The 25721-nt window shown below is 62.5% G+C and carries 25 protein-coding genes and 4 pseudogenes; 16 read left to right on the forward strand and 13 right to left on the reverse strand.

Annotation, left to right across the window (positions count from 1 at the left end; translation table 11 throughout):
• Nucleotides 1-31: 31 nt before the first annotated feature.
• Both AAFG16_RS16975 and AAFG16_RS16980 read right to left on the reverse strand, forming a co-directional pair.
• Nucleotides 32-1426 (reverse strand): TAXI family TRAP transporter solute-binding subunit, encoded by a 1395-nt coding sequence (locus AAFG16_RS16975; protein ID WP_342739877.1) that lies wholly within the window; start codon nt 1424-1426, stop codon nt 32-34.
• A gap of 34 nt (nt 1427-1460) precedes the next feature.
• On the reverse strand, nt 1461-2756 hold the full coding sequence (locus AAFG16_RS16980) for an Nramp family divalent metal transporter (RefSeq protein ID WP_342740921.1): 1296 nt from the start codon (nt 2754-2756) through the stop codon (nt 1461-1463).
• Nucleotides 2757-2956: 200 nt separating this feature from the next.
• Between AAFG16_RS16980 and AAFG16_RS16985 the strand changes: the two genes are divergently transcribed.
• The 8 genes and pseudogenes from AAFG16_RS16985 (at nt 2957) to AAFG16_RS17020 (ending at nt 7337) form a co-directional block, all read left to right on the forward strand.
• Complete coding sequence (locus AAFG16_RS16985; RefSeq protein WP_342739878.1) at nt 2957-3301, forward strand: DUF1236 domain-containing protein; 345 nt, start codon at nt 2957-2959, stop codon at nt 3299-3301.
• Between the two features lie 92 nt (nt 3302-3393).
• On the forward strand, nt 3394-3813 hold the full coding sequence (locus tag AAFG16_RS16990; protein ID WP_342739879.1) for a hypothetical protein: 420 nt from the start codon (nt 3394-3396) through the stop codon (nt 3811-3813).
• Between the two features lie 446 nt (nt 3814-4259).
• Nucleotides 4260-4568 (forward strand): hypothetical protein, encoded by a 309-nt coding sequence (locus AAFG16_RS16995; RefSeq protein WP_342739880.1) that lies wholly within the window; start codon nt 4260-4262, stop codon nt 4566-4568.
• Between the two features lie 28 nt (nt 4569-4596).
• A pseudogene (locus AAFG16_RS17000) lies at nt 4597-4799 on the forward strand (hypothetical protein).
• A 16-nt stretch (nt 4800-4815) separates the two neighbouring features.
• Nucleotides 4816-5220 (forward strand): annotated as a pseudogene (locus AAFG16_RS17005) (hypothetical protein).
• A gap of 87 nt (nt 5221-5307) precedes the next feature.
• Nucleotides 5308-5517, forward strand: a complete 210-nt coding sequence (locus tag AAFG16_RS17010) for a hypothetical protein (RefSeq protein ID WP_342739881.1) — start codon at nt 5308-5310, stop codon at nt 5515-5517.
• Between the two features lie 132 nt (nt 5518-5649).
• Nucleotides 5650-6708, forward strand: a complete 1059-nt coding sequence (locus tag AAFG16_RS17015; RefSeq protein ID WP_342739882.1) for a glycosyltransferase family 4 protein — start codon at nt 5650-5652, stop codon at nt 6706-6708.
• 110 nt (nt 6709-6818) lie between these two features.
• Nucleotides 6819-7337, forward strand: coding sequence for a PRC-barrel domain-containing protein (locus AAFG16_RS17020; RefSeq protein WP_283085694.1), 519 nt, complete (start codon nt 6819-6821; stop codon nt 7335-7337).
• Between the two features lie 269 nt (nt 7338-7606).
• On the opposite strand, the gene AAFG16_RS17025 is transcribed toward AAFG16_RS17020, so the two are convergent.
• Nucleotides 7607-7834, reverse strand: a complete 228-nt coding sequence (locus AAFG16_RS17025; protein ID WP_342739883.1) for a hypothetical protein — start codon at nt 7832-7834, stop codon at nt 7607-7609.
• A gap of 742 nt (nt 7835-8576) precedes the next feature.
• Between AAFG16_RS17025 and AAFG16_RS17030 the strand changes: the two genes are divergently transcribed.
• Together AAFG16_RS17030 and AAFG16_RS17035 are read left to right on the forward strand one after the other, a co-directional pair.
• Nucleotides 8577-9158 (forward strand): DUF1236 domain-containing protein, encoded by a 582-nt coding sequence (locus tag AAFG16_RS17030; protein WP_342739884.1) that lies wholly within the window; start codon nt 8577-8579, stop codon nt 9156-9158.
• Between the two features lie 816 nt (nt 9159-9974).
• Nucleotides 9975-10202: a hypothetical protein gene (locus AAFG16_RS17035; RefSeq protein WP_283085695.1), complete on the forward strand. Its 228-nt coding sequence runs from the start codon at nt 9975-9977 to the stop codon at nt 10200-10202.
• A gap of 221 nt (nt 10203-10423) precedes the next feature.
• Here AAFG16_RS17035 and AAFG16_RS17040 read toward each other — a convergent pair whose 3' ends face one another.
• The 3 genes from AAFG16_RS17040 to AAFG16_RS17050 all read right to left on the reverse strand — a co-directional run bounded on the left by AAFG16_RS17040 (nt 10424) and on the right by AAFG16_RS17050 (nt 11637).
• Nucleotides 10424-10594, reverse strand: a complete 171-nt coding sequence (locus AAFG16_RS17040) for a hypothetical protein (protein ID WP_283085696.1) — start codon at nt 10592-10594, stop codon at nt 10424-10426.
• A gap of 84 nt (nt 10595-10678) precedes the next feature.
• Complete coding sequence (locus AAFG16_RS17045; RefSeq protein ID WP_342740922.1) at nt 10679-11290, reverse strand: sensor histidine kinase; 612 nt, start codon at nt 11288-11290, stop codon at nt 10679-10681.
• The gene (locus AAFG16_RS17050) at nt 11212-11637 is read right to left on the reverse strand and encodes a hypothetical protein (protein ID WP_342741126.1); all 426 of its coding nucleotides are present in this window, start codon (nt 11635-11637) and stop codon (nt 11212-11214) included. The genes AAFG16_RS17045 and AAFG16_RS17050 overlap by 79 nt, the downstream gene beginning before the upstream one ends.
• A gap of 320 nt (nt 11638-11957) precedes the next feature.
• Between AAFG16_RS17050 and AAFG16_RS17055 the strand changes: the two are divergent.
• The 3 genes and pseudogenes from AAFG16_RS17055 (at nt 11958) to AAFG16_RS17065 (ending at nt 14161) form a co-directional block, all read left to right on the forward strand.
• Nucleotides 11958-12313: pseudogene (locus tag AAFG16_RS17055) on the forward strand (PRC-barrel domain-containing protein).
• 651 nt (nt 12314-12964) lie between these two features.
• Nucleotides 12965-13093 (forward strand): annotated as a pseudogene (locus tag AAFG16_RS17060) (Ku protein); the annotation flags it as partial.
• A gap of 243 nt (nt 13094-13336) precedes the next feature.
• Nucleotides 13337-14161 carry a ribonuclease HII gene (locus AAFG16_RS17065; protein WP_342739885.1) on the forward strand — a complete coding sequence of 275 codons (825 nt, stop codon included), beginning with the start codon at nt 13337-13339 and terminating at the stop codon, nt 14159-14161.
• A gap of 28 nt (nt 14162-14189) precedes the next feature.
• Here the strand turns inward: AAFG16_RS17065 and ligD are convergent, their stop codons facing one another.
• From ligD to AAFG16_RS17085, 4 genes are all read right to left on the reverse strand, one after another.
• Entirely contained in the window at nt 14190-15137 is a 948-nt protein-coding gene (gene ligD, locus AAFG16_RS17070; protein WP_342739886.1) for a non-homologous end-joining DNA ligase, read from the reverse strand.
• Complete coding sequence (locus AAFG16_RS17075; protein ID WP_342739887.1) at nt 15134-15472, reverse strand: hypothetical protein; 339 nt, start codon at nt 15470-15472, stop codon at nt 15134-15136. Before AAFG16_RS17075 ends, ligD begins: the two co-directional genes overlap by 4 nt.
• Before the next feature lie 668 nt (nt 15473-16140).
• Nucleotides 16141-16488: a histidine kinase dimerization/phosphoacceptor domain -containing protein gene (locus AAFG16_RS17080; protein WP_342739888.1), complete on the reverse strand. Its 348-nt coding sequence runs from the start codon at nt 16486-16488 to the stop codon at nt 16141-16143.
• 1225 nt (nt 16489-17713) lie between these two features.
• On the reverse strand, nt 17714-19393 hold the full coding sequence (locus AAFG16_RS17085; protein ID WP_342739889.1) for a PHP domain-containing protein: 1680 nt from the start codon (nt 19391-19393) through the stop codon (nt 17714-17716).
• Nucleotides 19394-20380: 987 nt separating this feature from the next.
• Between AAFG16_RS17085 and AAFG16_RS17090 the strand changes: the two genes are divergently transcribed.
• The 3 genes from AAFG16_RS17090 to AAFG16_RS17100 are packed head-to-tail and all read left to right on the forward strand — an operon-like array spanning nt 20381 to nt 21338.
• Nucleotides 20381-20812: a hypothetical protein gene (locus AAFG16_RS17090; protein ID WP_342740923.1), complete on the forward strand. Its 432-nt coding sequence runs from the start codon at nt 20381-20383 to the stop codon at nt 20810-20812.
• Between the two features lie 54 nt (nt 20813-20866).
• Nucleotides 20867-21148 (forward strand): hypothetical protein, encoded by a 282-nt coding sequence (locus AAFG16_RS17095; protein WP_342739890.1) that lies wholly within the window; start codon nt 20867-20869, stop codon nt 21146-21148.
• A 22-nt stretch (nt 21149-21170) separates the two neighbouring features.
• The gene (locus AAFG16_RS17100) at nt 21171-21338 is read left to right on the forward strand and encodes a hypothetical protein (protein ID WP_342741127.1); all 168 of its coding nucleotides are present in this window, start codon (nt 21171-21173) and stop codon (nt 21336-21338) included.
• A 626-nt stretch (nt 21339-21964) separates the two neighbouring features.
• Here AAFG16_RS17100 and AAFG16_RS17105 read toward each other — a convergent pair.
• The 3 genes from AAFG16_RS17105 to AAFG16_RS17115 are packed head-to-tail and all read right to left on the reverse strand — an operon-like array spanning nt 21965 to nt 25712.
• On the reverse strand, nt 21965-23056 hold the full coding sequence (locus AAFG16_RS17105; protein WP_342739891.1) for a HupE/UreJ family protein: 1092 nt from the start codon (nt 23054-23056) through the stop codon (nt 21965-21967).
• Nucleotides 23053-24129 (reverse strand): DUF4340 domain-containing protein, encoded by a 1077-nt coding sequence (locus AAFG16_RS17110; protein ID WP_342739892.1) that lies wholly within the window; start codon nt 24127-24129, stop codon nt 23053-23055. Before AAFG16_RS17110 ends, AAFG16_RS17105 begins: the two co-directional genes overlap by 4 nt.
• Nucleotides 24111-25712, reverse strand: a complete 1602-nt coding sequence (locus AAFG16_RS17115; protein WP_342739893.1) for a Gldg family protein — start codon at nt 25710-25712, stop codon at nt 24111-24113. The genes AAFG16_RS17110 and AAFG16_RS17115 overlap by 19 nt, the downstream gene beginning before the upstream one ends.
• Between the last annotated feature and the right edge of the window lie 9 nt (nt 25713-25721).

Raw genomic sequence — 25721 nt, forward strand, 5'->3', positions numbered from 1 at the left:
TCCGGCGTCGTCGACCACATGTAGGGGCGTGCTATCGCCGAGAGGCGAGGGCTGGCCCTTGCGTACGCGCTTGATCAGAGTCCAGAGCAGCCCGCCTTTCCGCGACTGCATGATCGAACAGCTCAAGGACAAGGCCGAACGCGGCCATGTCCTCCTGTTCGATGGCTCCCTCATCGTAGCACTTGAGGGTTTCTGCAATGATCGCGTCGACCTCCCGCTGCGATGCCAGCAAATCCTGTTCGGATGCGGCATCGCGGACCTCGCTGGCCACTGCGAGAATGCGGTTGCGGTACCTGGTGTTGTCGTCACGTTCGTCCCTGTTCAGATATCGGCGTAGCCAAGCGGCGGCCGAACCGATCCCGGAAAAAAGAAGCAGGGCGAACCAGAAATAGTCGCTGTACTTGTCCAGAAACGTCCTTTCGGTCCCGTTGATGACCGCCGCAGCGCCTCGGTGTACCGAGGGCTCCACCTCCTTCTCCGTATCTGGCTTCGCGATGTGCCCGGCGCCGGGGACGCGTTGCGCGATGGAATCGCGTACGACGAAAAGCTGACGATAAAAGGCCGCTGCTTTGGCTTCCGATAGCTCTTTTCTGGCCAGGATGAGATGGCTGACGCTGATGGTGTCGATCTTGTCCTCGGGCCAAGCCGGGTTGGCGTTGAAGACGCTGACGGGGACCTCCTCGGCTTCGTAGCGGGGGTGCCGCAGGGCGATCGCCTCGGCCGCTTCGATCGGAAGAAACTTCGGAGCTCCTCGCGATCGGGCAGTCGCGGCGATGGCCGCGGCCGTGATCTTGCTGTCGAGGGGGCCTACGGTGAAGTACGCATCCAGCGTGTTGTCCTGCGCGAGCTTTTCGATCTCTTCGGTCCCGAATTGGTTGGTGGCAACCCTGTCGGGCCGCACGCCCGAGCCCTCTAGAATTGTCCGAAGGAGTGCGACATTGGCGCCGGTCCTTCCGATAATGCCGATCTTGTGCCCCGCCAATTCGGCGATCTCAGCGATCTTGCCGCCTGACCTCTTCTTGGAGTCCTTGCCCGGTCGCCCTGAGGGGGACCAGAGGACGACGTAATTCTTACGCAGGACGGCCAGCGTCTGCGCATCGGCCGGCATCGCAAGGTCGCTGCGGCCCACAGCCAAGTCGGTTTGGCCGACGCCCATCAAGGCCAAAGATTCGACCGCTCCTGCGGTCGTGATCGGCGAGATCCTCACCGTCCTGCTTTCGTCCTCGAACGCTTCGGCCATCGCCTGGACCACCTGGTGATCTTCGCTTCCTGAGGGTCCGACGGCGATCCTAAGGGCCTTGGGCTGCAGGACGTAGAAGAGGGCGGCCGTAGCCCCGCCGAAGACGATGAAGCCCAGGGCCAATAAGAGTAGGAGCCTTCGTTGGTGTAGATCGGCTGAACCTTTGACCGGAGCTGAAAAAGACATCACCGGACCTCACTAGGGTAGTCGTCGATGCGGATTACGACCAAGTCATTGAGCAAGCCATGCCGACGATGCACAGGAACATCGCTACGGTGGCAACCCAGCCAAGCCAATAGACCGGCCCCGAGATCACCAAGTCGCCCATGACCGATTTCCGCCGCACCAGGAGCATCATTACGGTCATGATCGGCGCTGCCAATATGCCATTGATGACGGCGCTCCAATAGAGCGCCTTGATCGGGTCGAGCGCCGTGAAGTTGAGCGCCACGCCGAGCGCGACAGACAGTGCGAGGACGCTGTAGAAGGCCACGGCTTCCTTCGGCTTTCGCGACAGACCGACCGGCCACTTGCGACCCTCGCCGATCGCGTAGGCGGTCGAGCCGGCCAGCACCGGGATCGCAAGCAGGCCTGTCCCGATGATGCCGAGTGCGAAGATCAACTCGGCGATTGCCCCCGCGATGGGTCTCAAGGCTTCCGCGGCCTGGGCGGACGATTCGATGTCGGTCTTGCCGGATGTGTGCAAGGTTGCTGCCGTCGTCATGATAATCGCGATGGCGATGACGTTCGACACAGCCATGCCGACGAGGGTATCGATCCGGATCCGCTTGATTTCCTCGTCCTCCTTCTCGGGCTCGCGCTTGAGCGGCTTCTTATCGGGGTCGATCCGCTGCTCCTCCGCTTCCTGAGAAGATTGCCAGATGAACAGATAGGGTGAGATCGTCGTCCCTAGGATGGCGACCAAGGTTGTCAGGAACGGCCCATCCCATTGGAGCTTGGGAATGAGCAATCCTCTCAGTGCCTCGCCCCACGGCACCTTTGCGAGAAAAAGCGCGATCACGTAGGCGAAGAGCACCAACGTCAGCCATTTCAAGATGGAGACGTATCGCTCATACTTGAAGAAGATCTGCGCGAGCACCGAAACGGCGCCGAAGACCACGACGTAAAGCGTGCCCGGTCCGCCGATCAGAAGCTTGAGAGCATCGCCCATCGCTCCGAGGTCGGCGGCGACGTTGATCGTGTTGGCGACGAAGAGCAGGACGATTATGGACCAGATGACGGGCGTGGGAAAATTTCGGCAGACGTTTCCTGCGATGCCGTGGCCCGTGACGCGGCCGATGCGTCCCGAAATCTCCTGAATCGCCGCCATCAGCGGATAGGTGATCAGCATCGTCCAGCCGATGCCGAATCCGAGCTGGGCGCCCGCCTGACTGTAGGTGCCGATGCCGGAAGGATCGTCGTCGGAAGCGCCGGTGATCAGGCCAGGCCCCAGGCGCTGCAAAAAGCTGTCCTGATCTTCATTCTCGATCGGCTTCTTGCTTGCACCCGCCTTCATCGTCACGTCCGATCCTCCGCTTGTTTCAGCCACGGAACCGTTAACGCCCCCGGCGTCCTAAGGGTCCTCACGGTCGCGCGCGCTTTTGATTTCAGTCGCAAGCGCGCTCGGGAAAATTAGGCAATTTCCTGCCGCGAATCTGGAACCTTGCCATCATTCAGGGGTTCTCGCATGCAGCAGCCTGCGGCCAGGAGATTTTCATGAAGAAGCTGATGCTGACGTGCGCGGCTGCTGCGCTGATCTCGACGGGCGCGATGGCGCAATCCACCGTCGTCCCCCCCGCGGGTGCGGGCCACGCCGCCGCCGTGCAGATCGAGCCGGAATACCGCACGAAGATCCGCACCTACGTCACCGAACACAAGGTGCGCCCCGTGCAGACCCGCGAGAAGATCGTGGTCGGGCAGCCCGTGCCTCGAGAAGTAGAGCTCGAGTCCGTGCCCGCCGATTGGGGGCCGTCGCTCACCAAGTACCGTTACGTCTACTCCGGCGATCGCGTGATGCTGGTCGGTCCTTCGACGCGCACGGTCGTCCAGGAGATCGACTGAATCCTTCCGGGCGGGTCGCTGAAACAAAAGCGGCCCGCCTGCGTCCGCTCCGGCCCACCGATTCCTGATTCCTTCCTTGCGAGCGGCCGTCCATGCCGATCATCAGATACTTCGTCTTCGTCGGCGCGCTGCTGCTGGCGCTGCTCTTCGCTGCGGACCGATACCTGCCGCCCCCTGTCGAGCGCGCGGGCCCCTCCGATCCGGACAGGACCATTATCCGAATTACGTCGACGAGAAGCCTTCCGGAGAAGATCGTGTTCGACACGCGTCCTCGCGCCGATGCGCCGACGATCGCGCAGGCCGATCCAATTCCAGAACGGCAGTACCAGGTGCGCGAAGACATGGCCGCCATGCCTGCAGCACCTTCCGTGGAGGTCAGGAAAGAAGCGTCGGCGCGCGCCTCCGCTGGGGCCCGCCCGCATTCGAAGCGCTCCGCAAAGCTGCAGAAAAGGACGCCAGACCGACATCTCGCCTTCGAGCGGAACGGCCCGTTTACCGGCGGATGGTGGTGAGCGGAAAGCTCGACAGTGGCCCAAAGGAAAAGGCCGCTCCCTGCAGGGTGCTGCCTTCGTCGCCTTCAGGTGCGTCCGCCTCACCAGTGGCGGCGGTGCCGATGCCAGTGGTGGGAATGACCGGATACATCCCGCGGTAGTAGGCGTAGGTCGCCCGGACGACGCGGCGATAGCGATACCCGTAGGAGACCGGCGCAGTGTAGTAGGTCGTGGTGTAGCCGCCGCCGCAGCGATAGGGCTCGTCGTACCCATAGTGGTAGGCGTAAGGACCGCCATAGTAGCCGGCACCATAGTAGTCGGGGCCGTCGTAGTAGCCATAGCCCGGCCCCCAGCCATATGCCGAGGAGGCGAGCCCGCCAATGACGGCGCCCGCAACCAGGCCGCCGGCGATGCCCGGTCCCCAGCCACCCTAGCCGCCTTGCCTATGAGCTTCGGCGGGAGACGCCGTGGCTACCGATGCCAGACCAAGAGCGCCGACCATCAGCGCCGACATTGCAATCTTCTTCATCGAGGATCCTTTCCACATTGCGCACGCCCCGGCGATAACGGGAAAACAGGCATTGGTTGCTGCTGGCCCCAGGCGGCGAGGGGCAATGGAAGGCTCGGCGCCGGGGCAGCGTCACTCGAAGCTTCGAGCTTGGAACCCAACGTTCATGGGTGAGACGAGTTCGATCACAATGCTGCGGCGCGAATTGCGCAAGCCGCCCGGAGGTCGCGTTAACAAAGTTGAATTCGCCGCCGGGCTTTTGCGCTAAGCTCCATTTCTCGCTTTTGGGGGGTCTCATGTTCGATCCGGCCACGACCGCGCTTCTGCGCGCCGTCCTCGACGAGGTTTGCGAGGAAATCTCGCGTTCGGAAACTGGCGCTCGCACGCGCGTCGCCTCGCGAATTCTGGAAGCTCCGCCGCCAAAGGCGACGTCGCACCAGAGAGTCTGAAGCAGGTCGGCCGCCAAGCGCTTCACGACGCGCCCACCATGTGCCGATAGCGCGGGGCGCCGAGGCGTGAACTTCCAGGTCACGGTGCTCAAGATCCTGGTGAGTTATCCCGATGGATTCGCCGTCATGGCGGACCTCAAGCGCGACATGGCGATCCTGTCGACGAGCGGGCGGGACTGGGCCGAGCGAACCAGGCGCCTCGCCGCACGCGTGCCGGACCTCGATATCTTTTCGCAGGCGCTGGTCGAGCGTCTGAACGGAGGATGGCGGATCACCGACAAGGGCCGGACGGTGCTCGAGTTCATGGAGAGCAGGCCTTCCGCGCCGCAAACCACGCCGGCCGCTCCGGTCGAAAATCTCGCGACCGCAGGACCCGCGCCCTGACTTCTCGTCTCTACAAGGGACGGCCGCAGCCAACGCCTGCAGCGCCGCCGCGCCGCGCGAGCGCGCGCGTGTGCCAAGGCGTCCTGACTCCTTCGTCTGAGGATCGGGAAAAATCGGAAACCTTCCGGAGCGCCTTGAGTTGGCAACAACTGGGTTTGTCTCCGGAGAGTGAGCATGGCCGAAGACGTCGTCTTGAAGAACGCCACGGAGACCGCCTGGACCGTGTATCGGGCGCGGCACCCCAACGTCGACGCTCATGATGGCCGGCGCTGCCTCATGGAGCGCCATCTGCATCGGAGATGGGAAGAGCGACAGAGCGATACTGAAGAACTTGCCACCTTCGGGTTAGCCTACCTGCACCGGCTCCCCAGAGACGAACGTTGACGAGCATGAGAATGCTCGTCGCGCACCTAGCCAACGGAAGCACAAGGCCCGGTTGGACGCTGCTTGCGATTTCGTTTCTGATCTCCGCGACCATCGTGATCGGCCTGCGCATCGCGTTCGGGGCCTAGCTCGATGCGGATCGCTCAGCTTGCCCCGTTGGCCGAAAGCGTCCCTCCGAAGTTGTACGGTGGTACTGAGCGGGTGATCGCCTGGCTGGTCGACGAACTGGTCGACGTCGGTCACGACGTCACTCTGTTCGCAAGCGGCGATTCGAGTACGAAAGCCAAGCTTCACGCGGTGTGGCCGCGCGCGCTGCGCCTGGGGCGGCGCGGTGTCGACGCCAACGCCGCCTGCTCGCTGCTGATCGAGACCATCGCCGAACATGCGCACGAATTCGACGTCATTCATTCCCATGTCGACTGGCTTCCGCTGCCGGTACTGAGCCGGACGGGCGTGCCGTTTCTAACGACGATGCACGGCCGGCTCGACCTTCCGGGCTTGCCCGACGTGATCCGGACTTTCCACAAGGCGCCGTTCGTCTCCATCTCCGACAATCAGCGGCGTCAGCTTCCGAGCGCCAACTGGATCGCGACGATTCAGCACGGATTGCCGAAGGATCTGTTTCGTCCCTCCTACGAAGCCGGGTCGTATCTGGCTTTTCTCGGGCGGCTGACCGCGGAGAAGGGGCCGGAAGCCGCGATACGCATCGCACACGCGGTCCAGCTGCCGCTCCGGATCGCGGCCAAAATACCCCGGGCCGAGGCGGCCTACTTCAAGAAGAAGCTCGAGCCCGAGATCGACGGCGAGAAGGTCCAGCTCATCGGCGAGGTGGACGAAATCCGGAAGCAGCCTTTCCTCGCCGGCGCCGCCGCCTTGCTGTTTCCCATCGATTGGCCGGAGCCGTTCGGCCTCGTCATGATCGAGGCGATGGCGTGCGGGACGCCCGTGATCGCCTACCGTTCCGGATCGGTGCCGGAGGTCGTCGAGGACGGCGTCACCGGCTTCATCGTGGAAGGCGAGGCGCAGGCGATCGAGGCGGTCAAGAAAGCCGTCCGGCTGGACAGAAGAGAGGTGCGCGCCCGCTTCGAGGAGCGCTTCGTCGCGTGTCGCATGGCGAAGGAATACGAAGTTCGGTATCGCGAATTGACCTCCGCCCAAGCGCGACACCCGCTTCACGCAGCGGGTAAGTGACGAATCCTTTGGCGTTAGTCCCCGGCGTCTCCTACCAGGAACAAGCGGAACTGCCGGGCGTTGTGGGGGCGGCATCCGACCGGATGCTGGTCCACTGGAGGATATGATCTATGAAAAGGATTCTTGCCATCGCTCTGCTTGGCACTGCCGTGATCGGCGGGGCTGCATTCGCCCAATCCACGCAACCGGCCGATCGCGCTGCGCCGGCCGCCACCGCCGCTCACACGACCGACGCGAAAATGGCATTCAAGGGCAATTGGCGCGCCTCGAAGCTCATGGGCCTGAACGTCTACAACGAGAACAACGAGAAGCTCGGCGACATCAACGAGCTGCTCGTCGACAAGAGTGGCAAGATCAACGCGGTGGTGATCGGAATCGGCGGCTTCCTGGGAATGGGCGAGCACGACATCGCCGTCTCCATGGATAAGCTGAAGTTCGTCGAAGAGCCTGTCCGGACAAGCTCGACCAGCACCACTACCACTACTACGCGCGACAAGACCACCGGCGCGGCTTCGACCAACACCACGACCCGCAACGCCAACGATTGGGTCCCCGACCACGCTGTCATGAGCGGCAACAAGGAGCAGTTGAAGGCGCTCCCGCAGTTCAAGTACTCAGACTACAACTAAGGGGACGAAGCGTTCTCGGATCGAGGGCCTCCATTGGAGGCCCTTTTTCTTTGAGGTTCGATGACGCGGGCACAAACAGAAACGGCCCATCCGGATGCCGGACGGGCCGTTCGTACGAAAGTCAGTAGCTCAGTGCATATGAACCAGGAAATAGCCGACGCCGCCAACAACGAGGACGGCAGGAACGGCCCACAGAATCAATACGGGCATTTTCTCCTCCAATTGCTGTCAGTAGGTTCGCGGGCTTCCTTCGGCCCCCGAATGGTCGCTTACTGCTCGGTGCAAACCTTGGTGGTCTTCACGGCGGACTCGGCTTCCGTCTTGGTTTTGTAGACGCCGTCGCCCACGACCGTGGTGGTGGTCGTCGTCGGCTTGGTGTCGACGACGGTGCACTTCTTGGTGGACGCGTCGCGCACGATATAGAACTCGGCGGCGCTGGCGGCCTGGGTGCCAAGGGCGAAGGCGGCGAGCGCGCCGCACATGATCAACTTCTTCATGATGTCCTCCTCAGTGTTCGTAAGTAGTCACTGCCAACGGGGTTTCGTAGACGAAGTTCCGGTTGTTTCCACCCGCTCAAACCATCGTGCCATTTCGCTACAGCAGGAATCCTCCACGCCGGAAGAAACAAGAACGCTTTGCCAGGTTTTCCCGGAATCGGAACCGCGCGCGCCGGTAATGGTTGATCGTCGTCCACATTTGGAGGTTTCAGATGAACAAGCGTTTATTCTTGGCCACTACCGCTGCAGTCGCCCTAGCGACTTCGGCCATCGCGCAGTCCTCTCCGAGCACGTCGAGCTCGAATCCAAGGGCCACCGAGCGTCAGCAGGATTCGTCGACAACGTCGCCGTGGTCCTCGACGTCGATCCCTTCCACCAGCTCGTCTTCAGGATCCGCGCAGTCTTCGACGAATTCCGCCCAGACGCAGTCTCCGTCTTCGACGGGACAGACTGCTGCAGGCTAGTCGTCCAATTCCGGTACCGGGACCAACACTACGCAGGCGCCGACCTCGAACAACTCCAGCAACCAGGCCCAGACCAATCAGCCGTCCGGCCAGAACACGACGCCGTCCAGCGAGGCGCAGACCAACACTCCGTCGAACACGAGCAACCAGACGCAGAGCGCCAACCCGCCGTCCTCCAGTACCAATCAGGCGCAGTCGCCGTCGGGTAGCGGTTCGACCACACGGCCCAGCAGCCGACCAATCAGCAGAACGCCCCCGATCGTTCGTCGAACACCAACGTGAACGCGTCGGTGAACATCAACGACCAGCAGCGGACCCGCATCAGCGCGTTGATCTCGCACCTGAACGTGCAGCCGCTTACCAACGTGAACTTCTCCTTGTCGGTGGGCACCGTCGTCCCTCGCGATGTCCGCCTGCAGCCGCTGCCGGCCGAGGTCGTCGAGATCGTGCCGCAGTATCGCGGCTACGACTTCGTCTTGGTGAAGGACCAGATCGTGATCGTCGAGCCGTCGACCTACAAGATCGTGACGGTCCTGCCGTTCTCCGGTCGTTCGATCGCCGCTGCGCCGGCGCGGACGGAGCAGCGTAAGACGACGTTCACCGACCGCGATCGCGAAGTCATCCGCAAGCACGCCAAGGCGCGCCCGGTCGAGGGCGAGAAGCGCGTGACCACCGGCAGCTCGGTCCGGACCGAGATCCGGACCGGCGAGCGCGTGCCGGAGGGCGTGGAGATCGAGGCGTTCCCCGAAGACGTCTATCGGGATGCTCCGACCCTTCGCGAGTACCGGTACATCAATCGGGACAGCCGCACCTACATCGTCGAGCCCCACGAACGTCGCGTCATCGAAGAGATCGATTGATCTCGCAACGGAAGGAGAAGAACGTGAAGACCATTGTGCAGGGAGCGCTCACGGCGAAACCTGATGGCGGCGTCCGCGAATGCTGCGCCTCTTGCGCCCGCGGCCATCGCCTCGACCGGGGCTGTCGGCGTCGAGCAGATGCGCTGTCTGTGACGAGTTTGGCCGCTGCTACCGGACCCGCGGCCCCCTATGTCCAGCGCTACTACGGCGGGGACGACGGGTATGTGATGCGCTGAAGCTACGGCTACTATGGCGGTGGCACGAGCATCGGGCTCAGCTTCGGTACCCGGAGCTGGTGAACTCAAGAAGGGGCCGCTCTCCGGCGGCCCCTTCGACGTCTGTTCCATCTGTGCGGGAATGAGATGTCTGCTGTCGCCAGGCTCCTGAATCAAAAAGGAGCAGTTGCTCGTGTCCGAACGAGCGGGCCGAAATCCAGGCTTCTCGCGAGGATCGAGACGGCGCTAAAGTTGCTCGCCAGCCAGGGTTCCGCCGCTGTCGCGGCCGACGAATAGTGCTCAGCGAGCGGTTTCCGTGAAGCTTTTCCGAAGGACCCCCTGCCGGAGATGAAGGCCCCAGCTCTGCGGGGTAGGGGGCTATGAGCTGGGGCCAGTACGGGGTTCGCCCCTGGGGCAGGGGCATCGGGAAAACTTGGCACGCGCGCTATCGTTCCTTTGCGCGCAACGAGGTTTCGCGTGGATCATCGGCGACGCTCTTCTGGCCGGCGCCTGCAGGGGTGCGGAAGTTAAAATTAGCCGCGAGGATGCAATGCTCCCACAGCACATCGGTGCTAAGCTACCCCGAGCGGGGGGATGACAGTTGGCGATCTATCGGATACTTCAAAACTCACCTCTGGGGCCGGAAGAGATCGCGCGGCTTTCTAGGGCCTACGAAGAGGCGCTCCGCAGGATCGGCGTGCAGGATCGCAACGATCCTCTGACCGAACTGATCGCCAAGAAGATCATCGAGGTCGGTCAGACCGGCCTCAAGGATCCCGCCGAAATCTGCGGCCGGGCGGTCGAGGAATTAGGCCTGCCGAAAGGATGAGTCCGTGGCAAGCGCAGTACCGCGAGCCGTTCGACCTGGAGTGCCCCGTATCGCAGGTGGCGGCCAGTACCGCTGCTCTGAAGGATCGTGAGCGCGGCGGGCAAGGCCACTCTCGTTGACAGAAACGCGGCTTCGGGTGGTGAGGGCAACCAATTGGGCCCCGCTTTGCCAAAATGGAACGACGTTCGTAGCGCATGCCGAGGCCGATCCCGGGCCATGGCCTAGTCGTGGTCAGCCTTCTTGCCTGTCTCCTGCTGCTCGGTGGACAGGCTTGCCTCAAGCTCAGCGATGATGTCCTGCAGCAGCCGCACGGCAAGCGGGTCGGTCGCCTCCGCGTGCAGCCTTCGGTATCGCTGCAGTTCTTCGAGTATCTTCGGCGATTGGGTGGCCATGGTCTGTCGCGATCTCCAAACTCTCTACGCCAGAACGGGTTTGGGGTTGCAGATACCTTCGGCGAAATTCAGCGCCTGCCGCGCTCATGCGTCGCGCGCGAGAGAGACCTGCACCTCGCAACCCTCCGGAAGAGGCCTTCTCATTACCGTCCCCTTCATCTGCGACGCCAACAGGCTGATCAACCGCGTGCCGAGCCCGCTCCTGACCTCGGTCGGACAGCCGACGCCGTCGTCCTGCACCGTCACGAGGATGCGGTCGTCCTTAGTGCGCACGTCCACCTCCACCGCGCCGCTGCGACCGTCCGGGAAGGCGTACTTGAAGCAGTTCGTCACCAATTCATTCACGATCAGCCCGATCGAAGCCGCTTGCGAGCTCCGCACCTCGATATTCTCGCAGCGGACACCGATCGAGATCGTGCGTACGCCACGATGGAAGTCGGCGAGGCTTCCGCATAGAGCTTCGATGTACGGCGCAAGGGCGATTCGGCTGCTGTTTGCGGTATCGCGCAAACGGTCGTGGACCTTGGCGACCACATGCACCCGGCTCACCGCTGAAGCGATCGCCGTCTGGACCGCCGGGTCGGTCGCCGAGCGGGCCTGAAGCCTGAGGACCGAGACTATGGTGGCGAGGTCGTTGCGCGTTCTATGCGCGAGCTCCTGCAGCAGAACTTCCGAATACTGGTTGGCTTCGGAAATTTCCGCAGCGTGCTCCTGAGGAGCTCGGTGACAGCAGCGATGCAGATGCCCGTCAGAATGAACAGGATGAGTGGGATCGCAGCGGAGGATGGGGGCCCCGGCATCAAGTAGGCGGCGGCGAGCGCGGCACCTGCCGCGGTGGCCACGATACCGCTGCCGCGATTGAAGAGGACGGCGGACAGAAATATAGCTGGTATGAACAGCAGAACAGGGTAGGAGCGCAGCTGATCGTCCAGCATCACCCGGGCGATGAAAGCGATGCCCACCAGACCGAGTGTCAAGGTATAGCGCACCCAGATCGGAAAGTCCGACCTCGCCGTCATGAGGCTTTGCAGAAAGGCTTCCATCCCGGAGCAACGTGCCCTCGAGGCTCGATGTTCCGATCAGAAGCCGCTCTTGCTTCGCAGGGGTTGCTTGCGCCAGGCCGGCCCGATCCAACGACCGCGTTTTATTCGGCCATCCAGCAGGAAGTTTTGCATCCGCTACTACGAAGCCGGTAAAGCTCGGAACGAGGAGCTGAGACAAAAGCTGGAGGCCCTGGGCATTCGAGGGCAATTGCCGCGGTGGCCGTCCGTTCCCTTTTTCGCGCGACCGGAATGCCGGTCAGGACGAGCCTCGGCTGCGCAACGTTGTCTGGTATCGATCTCGACCCAAGAGGAGGATGACGATGGAAACGGAACGGCGTGAAACGGGTACGCTCATCGGCAGCGACAAGGTCGAAGGCACCGCGGTGTACGGCGCCGGCGACAGAAGATCGGCTCGATCGAGCGCGTGATGATCGACAAGGTAAGCGGCCAGGTCTCTTATGCGGACCTCGGCTTCGGCGGCTTCCTGGGCATCGGTGACGATCACTATCCGCTGCCATGGCAGTCCCTGAAGTACGATACGAACCTCGGCGGCTATCGGACTAACCTCAGCGCGGACAGGCTGCAAGGAGCACCGCACTACGGCAACGACAACGAGTGGAATTGGGACGACCCGGGACGGGCGAGGGCGGTGAACGACTACTACACCGGGTTTTAGGCGTCGCCACTCTTCCGAGCGCGCAGACGACGAGCGCCTCGGCGTTCCGGAAAGAGCGCCGAGGACATGGGCGTCTCGCCGCGAGCCCGCCTGAGGGCGTTCCGCCGCGCTACGTGCGCGTTGCCTGTGAGGACGATCCTGCTTGATCCCACCGCCCTCAACTGGGCGGACAGTCCGCTGAAGCCGCCGGCCAAGTAGACCCGAACGCAACTCGGCCTCGATAGGCGCTTGCTGTCGAGGCCGATCGCGCTGTCAAATTGTCCAAACGCCTTCGCCCCTCAACCCGCAGATCCGAACGTCGTTCCATCGAACGTGCCAACCGCGCCGCACTCGGGCGGACCCCTTGTCTGCGGGGGGACGGAGGGCGGAGCCCGGAGTGCCTAGGAGTCCGGGTCCCCGCAACCGTAACCGCAGAGGAGCACGGGCTCCTCCCGCTCGGTACATAACCAACTCTACGCCTGCGGGCCCGGTTCGCCTTGAGCCACCTCAATTTCGCGTGGCCGAATTGGACGCGATCTTTCCGCGGCGCTCTCGGATTTCCGCGGCGCAGCGCCTTACACGGATGAATCTCGGAGACAGCAAGGTGGAGCGTCGGAACTGGGTGCCGTCGTTCGTCTTGAATCCAGGCCGCTCAAAGGAGTTCAGCGTAACATGGCCCCACGTGCCAACTGGAAAGGCTTCCTGCGTCTGTCCCTGGTGACCTGTCCGGTCGCGCTCTATCCGGCCACCTCCGAAAGCGAGAAGATCTCGTTCAACCAGCTGAACCGCGCGACGGGCCACCGGACCCCCTCGGAAGCCCCCTGGGGATTGAGGCTCCGCTCTTTCTCAAGGGATCAAGACACCGGTTGGTTCCAGTCTGAGGTGGACATGATCTGTATGGGGCACAGAATCCGGATCTCAGGCGAGGGCCGGCCGGGTTCCTTGTGAAAGCGCGTTGCGGATGTTGAAGCGGTTTAGCTAGTTCAGACAATCGGCATAAAGCTCAACGACACGCTCCCACAGTCAATCCTCACCAAGGCCGCTATGTCCCAATATTCGATCGATCTATTGCGTCAGCGCTATGTCGTCGAGAAAAGACCGCTCGAGGCCAACGTCGAGCAGATCTTGCGGGCCGACACCCGTGCGGGAGCGCGGGCGATCCTGGCTTCGATCGATAAACGCCGCTTTGAAAATCGTTCCGAAGGGCAGCGCCTCCGCAAGATGCTCCGCTTCGAGACCTCTCTTTGGGAAAGCGGCCACCATGCCGTGGCAGGGGTGGATGAGGCTGGAATGAGCCCTCTCGCTGGGCCGGTCTCCGCTGGCGCCGTGATTCTGAAACCCGGCACGCGGATAGTCGGGATCGACGACTCGAAAAAACTCGACGCCGCGGCTCGCGAAGAACTCGCGAAAGAGATCAAGGAGAAGGTGGAGAGTTGGTGTGTGGCGTTCGTTGAGGTCGAGGAGATCGACGCGATCAATATCTATTGGGCAGGTATCCAGGCTATGCAGCGCGCGGTCCGGGGACTAGGGTTGACGCCGCAGCACTTGCTGATCGATGCGAAGCGGTTGAAGGAAATCGACATCCCTCAGCAGGCCATCATCAAAGGTGACGCCAAGTCCGCCAGCATCGCCGCCGCCTCCATCCTCGCTAAAGTCGAGCGCGACAGGGTCATGCGGACGCTCGACGTGCGTCACCCCAGCTACGGATTCGCGGATCACAAGGGCTACCCGGTGCCGGCTCATTATGAGGCGCTCGCAAGGCTTGGCGCATGCGCAGCTCACCGGCGATCGTTCGGACCAGTCCGTAAGGCTCTTGGGTTGCCGCCCCTCCCGCCATGGCCTTCGGCAGCTGAGCGCGAAGCGGGCTGAACACATCGTACGCTTCGTCTCGGCGGCGCTATTTTCGCGACCAGTTCTTTTCGCGAACGACGTCCTTGGCGTTCTTGTCGGACCGCAGGCCGAGATAGACCGGCTGGCGAAGCTCGCCCTTGCTGGTCCACTCCGCGAACTTCACTTCCGCAACCAACGAAGGACGCACCCAGGTCGTGACCAACTCGTCCTTCACCTTGGCAGGAAAGGGCGACTTGGCAGTCTTGAGCCTCACGAGCTTGCCGTGAACCTCCTTGAGAACTTGGTGGCTGAAGCCGGTACCGACGTGACCGATGTACCGCCAGGCCCCGTCTTCGCGAACCGCCAGCACGAGAGCGCCAAAGAAGGGCCGGGTTCGCCTCGGCGCCGTGAAGCCGGCGATCACTACCTCCTGCCGCTGCGCGGTCTTCACCTTCAGCCAATCCGCGGTCCGGCCTCCGGATGCATACGCGCTATCGGCGCGCTTCGCCATGATGCCTTCAAGGCCTTTCTTCTCGGCCTCAGCAAAGAACTTTTTACCCTCAACTTTTCGGTGCCGGCTGAACGCGATCAGCGTGTCGCGCGGCAGGATGGCCTTCAGCCTTTCCTTGCGCTCGAGCAGAGGACGCTTCCGAAGGTCTTCCCCGTCGGCGAACATAAGATCGAACACGCAGTAAAGGAGCTTGGCTTCGTGTCTCAACGCGTTTTGCAGCAATTGGAAGTGCGAAACGCCGTCCTTACCGAGGGCGACGAGCTCGCCATCGATCACGGCGTCGCCCTTCACGCCTTCCAGGGCCTGCGCAACCTCCGCATACGAATGGCTGATGATCTTGCCGTTGCGGCTGTACAAGGCCACCTTGCCTCCGCGGATCTCGGAGACCGTCCGAAAGCCGTCGTACTTGTCCTCAAACACCCAATGGGGATCGTCGAAAGGGGCATCGGTGAGCGTGGCCAGCATCGGCTGCAGGCGCTTAGGCAAGGTCGACTTTCGGGTCATTTCGAAGCCGACTGCCGATCGAGAACTGTCTCATCGGTGCGGCCGACACGGAATACGCCGAACACGCGCGTCCGAGCCGAGACGAACACTTTCCAGAGTTTCGCAAACCAAGAGATTGTGAGCAGCTTTGGCTTCACAATGGCAAAAAGCCGCTCGACCACCAGAAGGCTGAATGCATAGCACGCAATGATCATCGCAGTCCCGGTGATCCAATTGCCCTCTCCTGCCACCGCTGCCGCGACGAGCTTCAGAGGCTCTACGGTAGCTGCCGGTAGAGCCAGCAAGAAGAGCGACGGGTAGGGACCAAGTCCTTCGATCAACTTTCTTAAGCTCATGCGATGCTCCTCCGGGGAAGAACGAGGGCATCCTGCCGGTGGTTCCCGGTAACGGAACATACGTCGCCTGTTCTCGTTCTAGGGGTGCGGCGGGTGAATCTGACCTAAGTTGAAAGTGGCGATGGAGAGCCAAGCGAAGGCTCACCGGAAGATGGCCGCGCAGCGAGCCAAGATGTCCGCCGGAGCCTAGCTCTCCCGAGCAGTAAATTCCGATTGGGCTCGGGAACAATTGTCCGCTTTGGTACTTATTGAGTCGCCTTTGGCAGGGTGATTCCCGTGAACTTTTTCAGCAGCGACAGATTTTCGGGACCGAAGACACGGGAAGATCAGCGCTGCAAATGCGGCGCGCAACCCCGATTGGTTCACACGATGATGGACCCAGTGCGCGGCCTGAACGTGCGCATGTTCGAGTGCCGGTGTGGCGAGCGCTCTTGGACTGAGGACAAGGAGTAAGGCTTCTCGGTTTGATGCCTCTAGTCTGCGAGCGTAGTGGGCCGGGTTGATCTTGAGGCGTCGCCTATTCTGGAACGTGCACTCGTCTGTCAGCATTACTGGCATATGCCGCGCTATGTCTTCCACGTGACCCACAAACACTACGAACCTGACCTCGAAGGCGAGGAATTTCCGGACAAGCACGCCGCTTGGCATGAGGCCACAGTGACGGCGAGTCAGATGCTCCAAGGCCTCGACGGGAAGCTAACGCCGGACTGGACGCCTATCGAGATCGTGCGTACGCCACGATGGAAGTCGGCGAGGCTTCCACATAGTGCTTCGACGTAGGCTGCGAGTTCGATGCGGCTGTTGTCTGCAGTATCTCGCAAACGGTCGTGGACCTTGGCGACCACGTCCACCCGGCTTACCGCTGAGGCAATCGCCGCCTGGACCGCAGGGTCGGTCGGCGAGCGGGCCTGAAGCCTAAGGACGGAGACTATGGTGGCGAGGTCGTTCCGCGTTCTATGCGCTAGCTCCTGCAGCAGGACCTCGGTATACCGGTTCGCCTCGGAGAGCTTGTGCAACGTGCTCCTGAGCAGCTCTGTAACGGCAGCGATGCAGATGCCTGTGAGGATGAACAGGACGAGCGGAATCGCAGCGGACGATGGGGGGGCCCGGGATGAAGTATGCAGCGGCAAGCGCTGCCCCTGCCGCGGTGGCCACGATACCGCTGCCGCGGTCGAAGGGGACGGATGACAGGAAGATGGCCGGGATGAAGAGCAGAACGGGGTAGGAGCGTAAGTGATCGTCCAGCATCACCCGGGCGAAGAACGCGATGCCGATCAGGCCGAGCGTCAAGGTGTAGCGCACCCAGATCGGAAAGTCCGACCCAGCCGTGAAGAGGCGGTGCAGAAAGGCTTCCATTCAGGAGGAACGTGCCTTGCAGGCTCGATGTTCCGAGCGCTTGTCAGGCCGCTTCCGAGAGTTTTCCCAAGCGGCTCGCCTCGCGGGGCGGGCTTTCGCCTGCGCGGGCGAGATATGGCTGCTACGCCCCATCACAAGATGCGGAAGATGCATGCTCATCCCGAGAGCCGGCGGACTTCCCCTGGTTTGAGGTTTATCTCGCCGAACGTTTTCAACTGCTTCTCGGATAGAACCGCTGGGACGACCTGCGCTGTCCATCCCTCCGGTACGGCCGCGAGGACCAGGGTTACCGCCTAACTCGGCTTGGCAAGCGCAAGCCAAATCTCAGTCGTCGATCCCGAATCGGCTGTCAGCTCAACGACCGAAAAGGCTTTTCCGAACGACTCTGCCATAAGGACCAATTCACGCGCAGTGCAGCCGTTTCTATCTGGCGGGCTCACTCAGGCGGTTTCAGTCCGGGGGATTGAAGCCACTGGTTCATGTGCGAGCCGGTCTCACACTGTCGCGCCTTTCGCACGATCTGATCGCGCAGGGACCCGTGAGGGAGCAACTCGGCTTGCTCACGCAAGCGCTTGGCCTCTTCAGCGAGGCGCTCTTCCAAAGATAAGGTCTGTTTGAACAACGCCGCTTCGACATGGCGCTGCTCCCTGGTTGGAGGGGGCGGGAGCGCTACCGGCGTTCTCATCACAGATAGTCTTTCGCGACCTTTCCGGAACTCTTTAGGAATGGCTCAAAGGACGCAATCGGCTCAAACCAAGGATTGGCGGCACTTGGATCAATAGGCATTTGACGCGAAAGCTCTTGGCCGCCCCGCACGATTGCGTGGACGGGCCAACTAGCCGACGGCCCTCTCGCCCTCGAGCGAAACATTGCGTGCCGCCGCCATCAGGCGGCCCGAGAGAGCGAGCGCCTCTTCTGGCGGAAATAGCGCGCAATCTCGGGCAAGGTCATTGCATTCAGCACCCTTTGCGGGGGCACGCCACCCTTCCGGGCCATCACGACTCCCCAGTGCATGTGGTCGAGTTCGGGGATCGAGTGCGCGTCCGGATTGATGCTCAGCATGCAGCCGAATTCGAGGGCCGCCCGGTGCCAGCGCCAATCGAGGTCGAGCCGCCATGGATGGGCGTTGATCTCGACGACAACGTCGTGCTTGGCGCAGGCCCGAAGCACCTTCTCGACGTCGATTTCGTAGCCCGGTCGCCGCTGGAGCTGCCGCCCGGTCATGTGCCCGATGATGGTCGTGTGAGGATCGGAAATGGCCCGAAGCAGGCGCTGGGTCTGCGCCATGCGGTCCAGTTTGAAGCGGCCGTGGATGCTGGCGACGACGAAGTCGAAACGTTCAAGCACCTCGGCGTCGTAGTCGAGCGACCCGTCCGTCAGAATGTCGGATTCGATGCCTTTCAGAATCCGGAAATCCTTGCCGAAGCGCTTGTTCAGCCGGTCGGCTTCCCGGTGCTGCTGCGCAATCTGCTCCACTGATAGACCTCCGGCATAGTGCGCAGACTTGGAATGGTCGGCGACTCCGAAATACTCGAACCCGCGCTGGCGTGTCGCCTTCGCCATGGTCTCTAGCGTCTCTGTCCCATCTGAAGCATCGGTGTGGCAGTGCAGGATTCCGCACAGGTCCTTGTCGGTGACGAGCTTCGGCAACTTACCCTTCAGAGCCAGCTCGACTTCGCGGCGGCCCTCACGAAGCTCGGGATCGATGAAAGGCAGCCCGAGAGCCTGGTAGATGTCGGTCTCCTCGCCCGCGACCAGTGTGTGACCCTTGTGCAAGCCGTCAGTGTCTAACCGCATGCCCTTCTCGGCGGCCAAGGCTTGAAGCTGCTCGAGGTGAGCGGCAGAGCCGGTGGCGAAGAGAAGGGCGGCGCCGAAATGTTTGCGGTCGCACACGCGGACTTGCAATCCTTCGGCCGATGGCGTCGACGCCTTGTCCGGCTTGGCTGCCTCCGCAACGATGGCGAGGTCGCCGATAAGCTCGCAGCCTCGACGGAAATCGCCGGCGATCGTCACGTGCCTGAGCTCAGGCCGGGCCTTCCGGATCGAGTCTTTCGCGTGCGCAAGCAGGGCGGCGGCCCTGTGCAGGTGGAGGCGGCCTTCTCCGCTTTTGGCTATCGCCAGGTTCTGAAGGATCTTGGTCTGCAGCGCGGCGCCGAGTCCCTTGGCCTTCTTGATGCGGTCGTCCTTGGCCGCGGCCTCCAGTTCTGCGAGCGAGGCGATGCCCAGATCTTTGTAGAGCCGGAGCACTTTCTCCGGACGAAGGCCGGGCACGGCGAGCATCTCGAGCACACCGTCGGGAATCTCCTTTCGCAGCTTTTCGAGGCTCGGGTGAGAGCCCGTCTTGTGAAGCTTGGTGAGGATGTCGGCGATGGCATCGCCGACGCCCGGGATCTCCGTTAGACGATCCTCGGCGATGAGCACGTCCAAAGGGACGGCAAGGGCCGCCACGCTGTCGGCGGCCCGGGAATAGGCTTTTGCCCGGTAAGGATTGCCGCCTCGCAAAACCGTACGCTGCGCGTACTCTCGCAGGAGACTTGCCACAGCGCGAGCGTCGAGCGAAGGCATTCAGCGAGCCTCCCGGTCCACGCTTCGCGGCGCAACCGGGGCAAGGCGACCGCCGGAGCGGTCACTTGGCCGGCCATCAGAAGAGCGTTCGAGCTTCTGAGCTGCGCGAAAGTCCTCGAGGTGCTGGATATTGGGGCCGTAAGCAGCCTCCTTCTTCAGGAGATTGTAGATCCGGCCGGCCACCAGCTGCAGATGCTTAATCCTGCCCTGCGGCATAGATCTCGCTTTGCACAGAGCTCGGACGGCGTAGGCCCGAAAGTAGTCGAATGCGTCTGACATGATAGGTAAACGCCCGCTATCGATCGGAGTTCGATGCGGGAAGGATTGGCCTATTCGGCACTGCACTCTGAGAACGCGTTGTGGGCCGCTCAAATTCGAAAGTTCATGGACCAGTGGGGTCGGAACTCCTCCCAGCCTGCGAAGTTGCGAGACTCGTTGAGTAAGGTAGGTAGACTGCCCGCCGTCGGCCCCAACCCGGCGGTGGTTTTTTGTGAGTTGCGTAATGGCAAAGCGTACAAAGGCGCTTCGGGCCTCTGGGCCGGAGGTCCCTCCAATGCCGGGGTTCACCGGACCCAGTTGGCGAGCCTGAAGATGAAGGCACCTTCGGATTCTCGGTGGATTCACGAAGTCAAATACGACGGGTACCGCATCCAGCTGCGGATCGACGGTGACGATCGCCGGGCCTACACCCGCAAAGGCTACAATTGGGTCAGCAGGTTTTCGAGGATTGCTGCCGCCTTCGATATCGGAGGTCAGGCAATTGTCGACGGGAAGTCGTCGTTATCCATCAGGCGCGCACGAATTTTTCCGAACTGCAGGCGGACCTCGGCGCAGGCGATTAGGACCGCCTGGTCTGCTTCGCGTTCGATCTGCTGTGGCCCGACGGCAAGGATTTACGGAAAGAGCCACAGATCGAACGAAAGAGGCTACTCAAAGAGCTCACCGATAAGCACAAGCTCGAGGAGCCCATCTACTACAGTGAACACCATGAAGGGGGACGGGCAGGCGCTCTTCGTTGCCGCCAGCAAGTTGAACTATGAGGGTATCATCTCCAAGCGCGCGGATGCGCCATACCGATCGGAGCGCGCCGAAGCCTGGCAGAAGATCAAGGTCGTCCAGAAGGGCAAGTTTCCCGTGGTCGGCTTCATCAAGGACCCATCCGGCGTGGCCGCGCTCTATCTGGGCAAGAAGGAAGGCAAGGATCTCGTCTACTTGGGGAAGGTCGGCACGGGGTGGAATCGAACCACCTCGGCGCAGATCCGCAAAGCGCTCGACACGGTGGTGAGCCCCAAGCAGAAGCTTACCAAGACGATCAGAAAGCCGAAGGCCACGTGGGTCGAACCCAAGTTTTACGCCGACATCGAGTTCCGTGACATCACCTCCGAAGGTCTCCTGCGGGCGAGCTCATTCAAGGGCTGAGCAAAGGAACACGTCGTTCCTAACCGCGATTTCCGTGTATGTGGAGTACCGGTCATGGATCCGGAACAGCGAGTCGCGAAGGCCTTGGAAGACGCTCAGGGCATCCGGGCCCGGTATGTCGAGCCCGGCCCCAGAGATCGCGAGCAAACCAGAAACCAGCTGCTGGATGTGCTCGACGACGGCGCCGTCGTGCAGGCGCTCAAGGATTCAAAGATGGAAAAACCAACTGCAGAACAACTCGCCGAGCTCAAGAGGCTCAACGCGATCGCACGGTGCCGGACGAATGGGAGATCGTCACTTCGAAGGAAGAAGCCGAGATCCGGATCCGCGATCTGAAAGACAAGACGCGGATGGAATGATGCCTGAGAAGCCGATTAATGGCGTGGAGCCCGAACGCTCCGAGGATGACATCCAGCGCGAAGAGCTCGGTCCTCGTGGCGTACCTGGTAAGGCAAGCCCGGCGAAGATGACGCCTCAGCGGGAGAAGAAGACGCTGAAGCATGTTGACTTTGGACATCCTGAATGAATTCGATGGACACCTTCAATCCCGACTTGCCGTGTTGTGTCCATGACGGGTTCAACGACCAGATTATCGAAGGGAGACCTCAAAGGGCATTGATGTATCGCGAGTACCGGCGTGAAATGGGATGAAGGTGTCATAGCTTGGGACGGTCTGTTGCTCGACGGATGGGCTGCTTCCATCATGCATTCGCATCCCTGCGCCCACTGGGCAGTTTGATCGAAGCCCCGAGAGATGCAGGTGATTCCGATGCGCACAATTGGTGCCGCCAGCTTTGACCGCCTCGGCCGGCACTAAGAGCGGAACCCGAATGGCGGCGGAGTGAACGAGCCGTCCCAAACGGGAAGCCACATCACGTTCACGGCTTCCTTTCGAAGTTTCGAGCGGACTGCCGGTCGCAATTCGACCATGCTACGCGATTTCGCACTCAACGATGCCGAGCTCGTCGGCATCGCCCTTTCGATGACGTCGACCTCCAGGTTGGGAATACTGTCAGGCGCTCGGCGCCGACCTTCCGCAAGTCATGCTGCTGCAGGAATGGTTCGCATCGCGGCACGAAAGGATGCGGGCCAGGCTTGCCATGCTGCTGCCGGGCACCGCCAGAATACTCGGGATGATGAATCCACGACGCCTCAGGCCTCCATCATGCGCATGAAAAGCCAGTAGCCACTGACCAGGCTGATCACAGCGGATACGGCATAGACCAGCCCAGTCGCCCTCATCGGCTTGGCGCGGTCAGTCGTGATCAGCCGGTCGAACAGGCCGAGCACCGGGAATACGATCGCGACGATCGCGACTTGGCCGATTTCGACGCCGATATTGAAGGCAGCAAGCGCCGGTACGATCGCATTCGTCGGCAGGCCGACTTCATGAAGCGCGCCGGCAAAGCCGAAGCCGTGGATCAGCCCGAACACGAAGGCCACGCGCCAGCGCCTGTCTATGTCGCGCGAGAAGAAGTTCTCAACGGCAACGAACATAATCGAGGCCGCGATCGCTGGCTCCACAACGCGGCTGGGGATCACGACGAGGTCGAGCGCCGCCAGAGACAGCGTGATCGAATGGGCGATGGTGAAGGCGGTGACGATCTTGACGACCGGAATGAGCCGGCGCGCCCACAGCACCACCGCGATCAGAAAGGCGATGTGATCGTAGCCGTGAAAGATGTGCTCGATACCAGTTAGGAGATAGCGCTGCATTGTCGACCCTAGCGGCGGCGCCGGCGCCGAGAGTGTGACGGTGGTATTGCCGGCATCGAGCAGCGCCTGCGCTTCAGACTTGCCCTGCGTGACTAGCACCACCTGGCGCGCGGTCGGATCCTTCTCGGTCAGGACGGTCGAGTGATAGACGATGTCGCCGGCAACGCCCTCGCAGGCAAAGCTGTTGCGATAGATGACACCGTCGCCATCGGCCAGGATGGCCGCAATCCCGGGGGCGCAGGCCGTCCCTTCGGTCCCCAATACGGCCAGATGTGCCTTCATGTAGGCGAGGATGAACGCAGCGGCCGCGTCGACTGCGCCGGGATCGACCGCGTCTTCCTTTGCGTCGTAGATCTTGGTGCCGACGAGCCGGTCTATGTCGCTGCCCTTGAGCGCGACCTCGACGGTCACGGTGCGATCGGTAGTCAGCGCCACGCGCGCTGTCGAAAGGTTGACTTGGTGCGCGCGAACCGGCGCGCCGAAGCTGAGCAGAAACAAGCCGAGCAGCAAGCGGCGAGCTAAGTTCACGATCCCGCTCCGATGGCGCGGAGCAGCTCCGTCAAGCGGCGCATCTCGAACTCGGCCACGGTGACCACCGCGCCATTGGGCGCGAGCCGTGCGTAGCGGTCGAGACTATCGGCGGATGCACCGAACTCTAGTCTTGCCAGCGGCGCGGCCGCATCGCGCGAGAATACCAGCACGATGAGGGTCGGCAGGTTGAGCCCATAGCGGGCGACTTGCGACGGATCAGCCGGTCCGACGCGCGTCTCGACTGCGGCGGCATCCAACGCGCGTATCGCCGCGTCGATGACGCGGGCCTGCTCGGGATCGGCGACGTGCACAACATTGCCGGCGGCGTGGTTGTGCTGGCCGAGGTGGCGGAACCAGTTGCCGTCAATGTCGCGCTCGAAGCGGGTGAGCTTGCCCGCGAAGACGATCTCGAACGCCCACACCTGCGCCATAGAGATTGGCAGCAACAAGCTCCTGCCACGGCTCGCCGCATCTGGCCCGGCTGGGCCGCGCAGGCGGCGCGCCATATCGAGCGTGACCCGCCACTCCTCGCCGAAATGACGCGGCATCAGGTACACAGTGGGGCGCCCGGCGATGCGGACATAATGAGAGGTGCTCGCCGGATTGAGCGCGCCCAAATTCACGGAGATCGTCGAACCATCGGCCGTCTCGATCACGGCCACGGTTGCGGGCGGATCGAGCCCAAATGCAGCGAATTGTTCCACAGCGAGCTCGGCGGCCGGAATTTCGCGCGCGGGCTCGCTGACGGCGACGAGCCGCAGCGCCGTTTCGAGATGCGATCCGAGCTCGGCCGGCACGGCGCCATCCATCCCCTCGATCGTCCACTCGCCGGCTTTGCGAAGCAGGACAACGCTCCCGCTACCCGAACGAATCTCCACCCGCCGCGCGTCGGCAGGCGCGATGGTCACGAGGCCCTTCGGCGCAAATGCGACCTTGCTGCGCAGCTCTGGCCACTGCCCGCCGACGATCAGGACACCCAGCAGCGCCACCAGGCACACAGCGAGCAGCGGCACAAGCCATCGGGTCCTCCCGCGTTTGGCCGCCCCGTCCGTCACCGTCGCCTCCACCACATCGCAACACCGAACAGGGCCGTGCTCAGCGGCAACAGCACCTCCAGCACGATGAAAGTGTCGCGCATCTGGCTGCTGGTCAACACGATCTCCGGCAGCTTGAAGGTCTGCGGTGCGACGCTCGGCGTGGCATCATCCTCGGCAAGCCAGCGAAGCATGGCAAGCGAGAGCTCGCCATTAGAGATGTAGGGGAAATATTCGTTGGTTGCGAACTTGCTGGTGCCGGCCACGACGAGGCGGAAGCGCTTGCCCGGCGAGGCCTCCGGCCAGCTGCCTTCGAGCGCGACCGCAAGCGGCTGTGCGCTCCGCGGCGTGTTTGTCGCGTCTCTCTCCGTCACGGCGGGAGCAGACTTGGGCGAGCGCAAATAACTTTCCTGGCTGCTCGCGGCCAGCACGATCAAGCTGACGCCGGACGGCGGCTGCGCCACCGCGATCGGCCGCGCCTGCGGAAACACGGTCAGCGCCAGACGCTTCGTGATCGGGTGCGGCGGATAATAGGGCACGGCGACCTTGTCCGCATCGGTACGGAAATGATTGAGGGGATCGATGACGATCATGGCCTCGCTCGATAGTCCCACGGGCTCGAGCAGCAATCGCTCGAAATCGCCATCGAGCTGAGACAGCGGATCGATCAGGAGCAGAAGCCTGCCTCCACCTCTTACATAATCGGCGAGCAGGGCCGCCTCGTCATCGGCAAAGGCTGTGCGCGGGCCGATGTCGGCGACCGCCGAGCAGTCAGGTGGAATGCTGGACGCCGTCGCCGTGACGAGCTCGCGCATCTCGAAGCCGATCTGGTCGAGGGCAAGCAAGAGCCGGTCGAGTTGCTCGGGCGCCGTCTCCAGCACGTCGCCGGCGCCGGGTGTCTCGTGCCCCTTCAAAGTCTCGACATGGCTGAAATGAAAATGCGAAGGCAGCGGGCGGAACGTCTCGCCGTGGCCGGTGACGAAGCAGACGGTCTCCACGCGCTTGCGCAGCACGCGCAACGCCGCATAGCCGATGCGGGCGGGATCGATGACGTTTTCGACGAGGATCTTGCGATCGTCGGCCTGCAGCACGGCGGTGTTGTAGGCGCGTACACCGAGGTCGCGGGCAAGGCCGGGCTCCTTGTCGAGATCAATGGCGCGGAAGGCGAGAAGCGGATGGTTCCGCGACGCGGTCTGAACGAGGTCGCGGACCGCAATCGCATTGGCATCGCTCGCATTGTAGAAATAGGTCAGCGCGAGCGGTGTGCGCAGTTGCGCGATCACGTCGGTGAGCTGTTGAGGCGGCGTATTGCGACCTTCCCGGCTGACGTCGAAATGCACGTCGTGGCGATAGAGCGCCACGTTGGCGCCGAAGACCGCCGCGACCGCCGCGACAACGATCGACGCGTTCCCGACCCAGGCCGACCAGCGCGAGCCGCCGCCGCGCAAAGGGAGTCGGATTGCCAGCGTGAAGAGTGCGAGCAGCGCGAGAGCGCAGGCGACGAACAAGAGGATGTTCGATGCAGTTTCGCCGAGCCCCGCGAATCCGAGCGCGCCGCAGAGGATGGCGCCAACCGACAGGACGAGGAGAGCGACATTCGTTCTAACAGATCCGCTCATCGCATGCGC

Source organism: Bradyrhizobium sp. B117 (assembly GCF_038969555.1).
GTDB lineage: Bacteria > Pseudomonadota > Alphaproteobacteria > Rhizobiales > Xanthobacteraceae > Bradyrhizobium.